Origin of the sequence: Actinomadura sp. HBU206391 (assembly GCF_014323665.1) — a bacterium.
In the GTDB taxonomy this organism is placed as follows: Bacteria; Actinomycetota; Actinomycetes; order Streptosporangiales; family Streptosporangiaceae; genus Actinomadura_C.
On sequence record NZ_JABVEB010000011.1, the window covers coordinates 83,944 to 90,592 of the forward strand.

8 protein-coding genes and 1 tRNA gene are annotated in these 6,649 nt (G+C 63.8%); 4 read left to right on the forward strand and 5 right to left on the reverse strand.

All coding sequences use genetic code 11. The features are described 5' to 3' along the window. Positions 1-14: 14 nt before the first annotated feature. Positions 15-821, reverse strand: coding sequence for a GntR family transcriptional regulator (locus HKK72_RS07500; protein WP_187233515.1), 807 nt, complete (start codon positions 819-821; stop codon positions 15-17). 123 nt (positions 822-944) lie between these two features. Here HKK72_RS07500 and HKK72_RS07505 point away from each other — a divergent pair, with 123 nt between their 5' ends. Then, positions 945-1,232 carry a hypothetical protein gene (locus HKK72_RS07505; protein WP_187233516.1) on the forward strand — a complete coding sequence of 96 codons (288 nt, stop codon included), beginning with the start codon at positions 945-947 and terminating at the stop codon, positions 1,230-1,232. A 37-nt stretch (positions 1,233-1,269) separates the two neighbouring features. Here the strand turns inward: HKK72_RS07505 and HKK72_RS07510 are convergent, their stop codons facing one another. Together HKK72_RS07510 and HKK72_RS07515 are read right to left on the reverse strand one after the other, a co-directional pair. Further along, positions 1,270-1,752 carry a suppressor of fused domain protein gene (locus HKK72_RS07510; RefSeq protein ID WP_315987133.1) on the reverse strand — a complete coding sequence of 161 codons (483 nt, stop codon included), beginning with the start codon at positions 1,750-1,752 and terminating at the stop codon, positions 1,270-1,272. Beyond that, positions 1,745-2,233, reverse strand: coding sequence for a YajQ family cyclic di-GMP-binding protein (locus HKK72_RS07515; protein WP_187233517.1), 489 nt, complete (start codon positions 2,231-2,233; stop codon positions 1,745-1,747). Before HKK72_RS07515 ends, HKK72_RS07510 begins: the two co-directional genes overlap by 8 nt. 298 nt (positions 2,234-2,531) lie before the next feature. Between HKK72_RS07515 and HKK72_RS07520 the strand changes: the two genes are divergently transcribed. The 3 genes from HKK72_RS07520 to HKK72_RS07530 all read left to right on the forward strand — a co-directional run bounded on the left by HKK72_RS07520 (position 2,532) and on the right by HKK72_RS07530 (position 4,788). Next, positions 2,532-2,613, forward strand: a tRNA-Tyr gene (locus HKK72_RS07520). 367 nt (positions 2,614-2,980) lie between these two features. Further along, a complete protein-coding gene (locus tag HKK72_RS07525) occupies positions 2,981-3,658 on the forward strand; it encodes a hypothetical protein (protein ID WP_187233518.1) in 678 nt (225 codons plus the stop codon). Positions 3,659-3,699: 41 nt separating this feature from the next. Continuing rightward, positions 3,700-4,788 (forward strand): helix-turn-helix domain-containing protein, encoded by a 1,089-nt coding sequence (locus HKK72_RS07530; RefSeq protein WP_187233519.1) that lies wholly within the window; start codon positions 3,700-3,702, stop codon positions 4,786-4,788. 110 nt (positions 4,789-4,898) lie between these two features. Here the strand turns inward: HKK72_RS07530 and HKK72_RS07535 are convergent, their stop codons facing one another. Both HKK72_RS07535 and HKK72_RS07540 read right to left on the reverse strand, forming a co-directional pair. Then, complete coding sequence (locus HKK72_RS07535) at positions 4,899-6,317, reverse strand: tyrosine-type recombinase/integrase (RefSeq protein WP_187233520.1); 1,419 nt, start codon at positions 6,315-6,317, stop codon at positions 4,899-4,901. Position 6,318: 1 nt separating this feature from the next. Further along, on the reverse strand, positions 6,319-6,649 hold a 331-nt coding region (locus tag HKK72_RS07540; protein WP_261986621.1), incomplete at its 5' end, for a helix-turn-helix transcriptional regulator.

Genomic DNA, 6,649 nt, shown 5'->3' on the forward strand with positions numbered 1-6,649 from the left:
CGGGTGTCAGCGGGTCAGAACTCGTCCATCCCGCCGACCTGGCCGATGGTGAAGATATGCCGGGTCGAGGCGCAGATGGTCTCCAGGATGTGGATCGGGGTCCCCTCCGTGGAGTAGGACGCGCGTAGCACCTGCACCACCCATTCACCCGGCTCCAGCTCCAGCGTCTCGGCCTCGAAACGTGTGGCGGGGCGGGAGGTCAGCGTCTCTTCCGCGTGCCCGAAGGCGTAGCCGAGCGCGACGATCGCCGCCTGCAGCGAAGGCTTCACGAACTCGGGTTCGGCGATGCGGGTGCCGGAGAACAGATCGGCGCGAAAGTACGACGTCGCGATGCGGACGGGCACGTCGTTGGCCGTCATCATCTTCCGGCGCGCGATGATCTCGTCCCCGGGCTGGACGCGCAGGCACGCCGCCACGTGCTCGCTGGCCGGCTCCGGGCCGACGTACAACATCTTGCGGCCGGGGCTCACGCCCTGGCGCTCGGCCTCCACGAGGAAGAGCGAGACCGAGGCCCGCGTGGCGGGGTCGGTGGGCAGGGCCCGCTGAACGATGACCCGCGCGCCCTTCGTGGCCGGAGGCTCCGGCGCCCTGGCGGTGGGTCCCTTGCGCATCTGGGACACCCTGCCGGGGGAGACGCCGAGGGCCTTGGCGATCTCATCGAGCGTGTGGCCGGCCTCACGGGCCTCGGCGATCGCGCCGCGGCGCATCCGTGCGGCCTCTTCGGTCAGGCCCTGCTGCTCGGTCATCGCGCGGCTGAGCGCCCGCGCGCGCTCGATGGGGTCGGCGATGGCGGAAAGGTCGCGCAGCGTTCTCAGATCCACGGGGTCCTTCCTGACGAGGTCCAGCTTTAGCCCCCCTATTGCGCCTCAACGGGGAGTGTCCGTATGCTCACCTCACAGCGAACTTTAGACCCCCTAAAGGTCTACATTCAGGGAGATCGCGCCATGGGTGAAGCTTCGTCCGGTCACTTCGCCCATCTTGCTACAGACGGGATCGACCCTGAACACGAGTCGGTCGGCGGAACGGAATGGCGGGAGTTCACGGGCTGGGCGGTCTGGCGGGCCCGGCGCCGCGACGGAAGTCAGGGCAGCTGGTGCGCCACCCGTTTCAGGCAGCTGACCTGCGAGGAGATATACCGGGGGTTAGCCCGCACGCTCGTGTGCGAGACCTTCGAGCAACTCCGCGAAGAGCTCATCATGCAGGCCAAACTGGAGGAACAACTCGGGCCGTAGTGAACGGCCGGACGACTCACATGCCTCGGCGTCGAGGTCACACGGTGGGCGCGCGGGTGACGTCGAAGAGATCCCAGCCCTGTTTCCAGAATTCCTCGGTGAGACCGTGCTCGTCGATGTACTCCCGTTCGGAGTCGTGGACGGGGTACAGGCCGGCGATGTGGATGATGTTGTGCCCCTCGTGCCCGGGCGCGCTGACGTCTATGCCGGTGAAGTTCTCCCGGTCGAGGACGGACGGCGCGAAGACGAGGAAGGACGTCATCGCCGATTCCTGCGCCACCTGTGGGCCGAACTTCACCGTGTTCCCATAGTGGAACGGGAAGTCGCCGCGCAGTCTCTCGGCGGTCCAGCCGGCCGCCACCGTTGCCCAGGCGATGTCGGTGGATCGGACGCTGATGCACAGCTCGGGGCTGCTCGAGATCCAGTCGGGACGCCCGGCCAGCGACAGCCCGTAGGTGAATCCGGTGAGATGGCCGGGCTGGAGCCGAGAACGGTGATCGGGGTGGGACCGGTCAGCGATAGTTGGTGAACTGCAGGGCGACGTCGAGGTCTTTGCCCTTGAGCAGCGCCATGACCTGCTGCAGGTCGTCCTTCTTCTTCGAACTGACCCGCAGTTCGTCGCCCTGGATCTGGGCGCGTACCCCCTTGGGGCCCTCATCCCGGATCATCTTGCCGATCTTCTTGGCGTCGTCCTGGGAGATGCCCTCCTTCAGGGCGATCCCCAGGCGGTACTCCTTGCCGGAGAGCTTGGGCTCGCCCGCGTCGAGGACCTTGAGCGACACCCCGCGCTTGATCAGCTTCTCCTTGAACACGTCGAGGACGGCGCCCGCGCGCTCCTCGCTGTTCGCCTTGATCTCGATGCTCTCCCCGGACCAGGCGATGCTCGCCCCGACTCCCTTGAAGTCGAACCGGTGGCCGACCTCCTTGGCCGTCTGGTTCAGGGCGTTGTCGACCTCCTGGTGGTCGATCTTGGAGACGATGTCGAATGACGAATCAGCCAACGCACAAACCCTTCTCGCTGCTTGGAACGGCTGCCCGGCCCTCGGCGGGGCGTCCGCGTGGCGGCACGGCCGATCACGTAGCCGGCGCAGTACCCGACCACCCTAGCCAGCCGGACCTCGGCGGCGCGTCAGGAAGGCGCCCAGACCCCGCCTCAGTGTTCCCGGGCGAGGTTAGTGGATCTTGGAATGTCGCGAAAAGATCTCGATCGCCGAGGGGTGGGCGGTACGTCCCATCGGATGTCACCACCACCGCTCACGTCCGCTATCCTTTCCAGTGCCGTCACGCAAGCGACGCCACGGCGGGTTGCCCGAGCGGCCAAAGGGAACGGTCTGTAAAACCGTCGGCTCAGCCTACGTTGGTTCGAACCCAACACCCGCCACACCTGTGAGAACGGCCCCTGAGCAGCGGAAACGCGCCAGGGGCCGATCTTGTTTGCGCTCGACTACTCCCGGTCGTTCCCTGCGATTGCCGGATGTCTGTGGAACCACTATGGAACGGGCGGGCGCCACCTTCGAGTGTGGATGCGACGAGTTGATGTTCGGTACTACGGCGCATCGGTTCGAGTCGGTTGACTGCGGTTCTGATCCACTTGCTGGAGAGCTGGCATGTGGTGTGACGTAGTCCGTAAGGATCTCGGTGCAGCGCCAACGTGGGGACGACACGCGAACTAGCTCATGGCCGTACTTATAGATTCTCGACCTCAAGTGTGGGAGCATTTCTATAAGAGGCAAGATCGAGGAGGTCACGTGGAAGCAAGGCCCCAAGAGCTGCCGGGGGAAGATCCGCAGGTATTGCTTCGGATGCTGGATCCTGGTCTACAGGTGAAGCATCTTCACGATGCGATTAGGGCGGGTGAAGCTGACCGGCGGACCTCGACGAGGGATGATCCGGCCAACGCCCCGGGTACAAGGGACTACTTCCTCCGGGTGCGGACGCTACGGCAGGTGCTGCGCAAGGACCTGGGCTGGAGGCGGTACGACGTCAACGGCCTGCCGTTGGTGATCAACCCCGACAAGACGGTAGGCATCGGCGTAGCGCAGGGAGACGCCGGGACAGGCATCCCCACCCGCCAGCCCAAGACCCGTCGGCCCGTTGGCGAAATCAAAAAGCTTCTGGTTCAGCAGAACCAGTTGCAGCTCGGACTGTTCGATCTGCCAACCGACCCGGCCGAAACGAAGCTCAGTGACGAGGAATTGGCCCGGCTGGAGACGTGGTTCCTGCTGACGTACCGGTTTAGCAAGGACGGTACGGTGATCGTGCGTAACGAGCTCTCACGCGCAGTCATGCTTGACGGGAAAGGGTACCCGTCGACGTGGAAGCCTCGGATCTTCCTCCCCCCACTGGAGTTCGAGGGGGTGATCGATTACATCGAGGGTACTGACGACGGTCCTGAGGAGTTCAACGTTCAGGTCGAGGAGCGGTAACAACTCCGATTCCCCCCCGCCTGTATCACCAAGAGGGAATCATGGTTAACCCATCCCGCATCGTTCTTGCGCGCCGACGTAACGGCCTTACACACGTGGAGTTGTCCGCACTGGTGGGCGTCAGCGCGCAAAGCTTGTCCAACTACGAAAAGAGCCGGCAGGAGCCATCTACCGACGTCATTAAGCGCCTCGCTCACGCGTTGGGCTTCCCCGTGGGCTTCTTCCATGGTGCGGATACTGACCCGATTCCAGCGGAATCAGTGTCGTTCCGCGCTAGATCCAAGATGCGCGCGCACCAGCGCAATATGGCGCTGGGTACCGCTGAGCTAGTCGTGGAGTTCCATGACTGGATCACTGCACAGCTTCGCCTTCCCAGCCCGGACCTACCGACTCTAGACAGGCCCGACCCGGCAACGGCGGCGGCTATGGTCCGTGCTCGTTGGAGCTTGGGGCAGGCACCCATCTCCAATATGATCCACTTGTTGGAGGCTCGCGGCGTCCGGGTGTTCTCGCTAGGGCCGAGCTTCCAGGACGTGGACGCCTTCTCCTTCTATCGAGGTTCGACTCCGTTCGTCTTCTTGAGTACCGGCAAGACGCCTGAACGGAGCCGCTTTGACGCGGCGCACGAGCTCGGCCACTTGGTCCTGCACTGCGAGGAAAGGCCTGTCGACCGTCCGCAAGCTGAAGATGAAGCCAACACCTTCGCCCGGCACTTCCTAATGCCGCCCGACAGCGTTTCTGCTCACATGCCGCAGTCGCCCTTCGTTGATCAGATTATCCGTGGTAAGCGGATCTGGAAGGTATCCGCGCTTGCCCTCACCTACCAACTGCACGACCTTGAAATGCTCACCGACTGGAACTATCGGCAGGCTTGTATTGAGCTCGGCAAACGCGGCTACAAGTCCGCCGAACCCGGAGGTCTAACGACGAGGGAAACCTCGCAACTCCTGGAAAAGGTTTTCCGTGTGCTACGCGCTAAGGGGCTTACTCTCCCGCAGATCGCCGATCAGCTGGACATTCCCGAAGCGATTCTCACTGAATCCGTGTTCGGTCTCACGCCTGTAGTTATCCAAGGGCAGCGCAGAGAAGCTCATCTGGTGCGGGCACCACTAACACTTGTGAAATCCTAAAAGATGTAATGCTGCGTAGATTGGTCCCCGACCTAAGAATAGGTCGGGGCCAATCTCGTTTAGGCTCGTTAAATCGTGGTCAGATGTGATCATCGTCGGGCGTCTGGGACTCAGTGCGGGGTGGGCTTAGGAGCTGTACGGGAGCCTCTGACTTCCTTGGGGACATCATCTTGAATAGCATCATCGATGCGGCTGTTCCAGATCTGCTCGTGGCCGTCGACGCATCCGGCGTAGACACGTAGGAGGACCTCGACGCTGTGGCCGGCGCGGCGAGCTACTTCGGGGGCAGGGACGCCGGCGTTGAGTCCGAGCGTTACGCCGCTGTGCCGGAGGTCGTATGGCCGTGCTGCGAGTGGTGAGGCTGCTTGTGATGCGCTGAAAGTCTTGTGGCGTGCTTTCTGCCATGCTCGCCCGTAGACGCTCTCGGAGAGCGGGCCACCGCGCTCGCCTCGGAACAGGTGGCCGTCTGGCGTGGTCCCAAAGCGGCTCAGATGCTTCCGTAGGAGCTGGACGAGTTCCGGGGGGATTGGGACGGGGCGTGTGATCTTTCGGGCGCGGTGCTTCAACTGGCGTTCCTCGTGGCTGGATCCGGTGTCGCTCCATTCGGATCCGACGCGGGGGGCGTTGCCTGTCAGCAGGAGATGGCCCCATCCGGTGTCTGGAAGGTCGACGCAGTCCCGTCGGCGTAGCGACTTTGCTTCTCCGGGGCGCATGTAGGCGTAGTAGAGGCAGCCGAAGAATGCGGTCAGCTCTGGGCGCTCAGTGTCGATCGCCGTGAGGAGAGCCTGTACCTGCCTGGGACGCGCGACAACGCTCCGATCGATCTCCTCGGCGACCTCTGGCGCTGACCAGGTGACTTTGTTGATGGGGTTGGCGGGCAGGACGTCCAGTTCGACGGCGTAGTTGAGGACGCTGTAGAACACGGCTCGCTTGCGGGCCACGGTCGTTGCTGCGGCCGGCTTGCCGTCCATCTTGAGAGCGATTGTGTCGAGTGCTCGCCGGATGAGTTCGGATCGGCGTTCCTTTTCATCGAGTGTGACGATCTTGAGGGAGTTGTCACGCACCCATCGGAGCGCTGCGGCTTCCTCGCCACGGAGCTGGGTCGACTCGCGGCGCACTCTGTGGAAGGCCCAGCCGTACAGCGCGGCGCGAAGGACCGTGGCGTCAGGCTTTCCTGTCGTGGTGGTGACCATAGCGGGGGTCACGGTCGCAAGGGCGTCGGCCATGGCGGTTCGGCTCTTGGCTGCGGCGTGGGGCCACTTCAGGTCCACGAAGCGACAGGCGAGATCGAACCAGGTCACTGATCGCTGCTCGCGCATGGTCGATTCGGGTAGGCCGGTTTCGGTGTCGAAGCCTTCGCCCTTGCGGGCGGCCTGCATGAGCTTCGATCGGTGGTTGTCGGCGAGGGCGTGTTGGGTGAACCACTTGGAGAACTGCTTGCCGGCGACGTTCCAGCGGACACCGTGCCCACGGTTGCGGTTCTTGCGCTTGGCGAGGCTGTAGATGCGTACGTCGTGAGAGAAGGCCATGTCAGGCGACCTCCGCCGCTTCGACGTGTGCGTTCAGCCACACGTCCAAGACGCTGCGGGAGATGCGGAGTTGCCCGTTCGGCAGCTTGATGCACGCCGGGGCGGTGCCCAGCATGCGCCAGGTGTCGAAGGTGCTGCGGGCTACGCGGAGTTCGGCGAGTACCTCGCCGATGGTCAGGAGTGGGTTAGCTTGCTTGATCGGCGTTGCCTTAGCTGCCATCCGGGGCCCTTCGTCGCCGTGATCGGTCGGGTTGCTGAGGTTTCCGGCGTCGTGCTTGGTGGCTTGCGCGCCGGTTACGTTGGGTGAGGAGCGCTCGGGCCGTGGCGGTGGT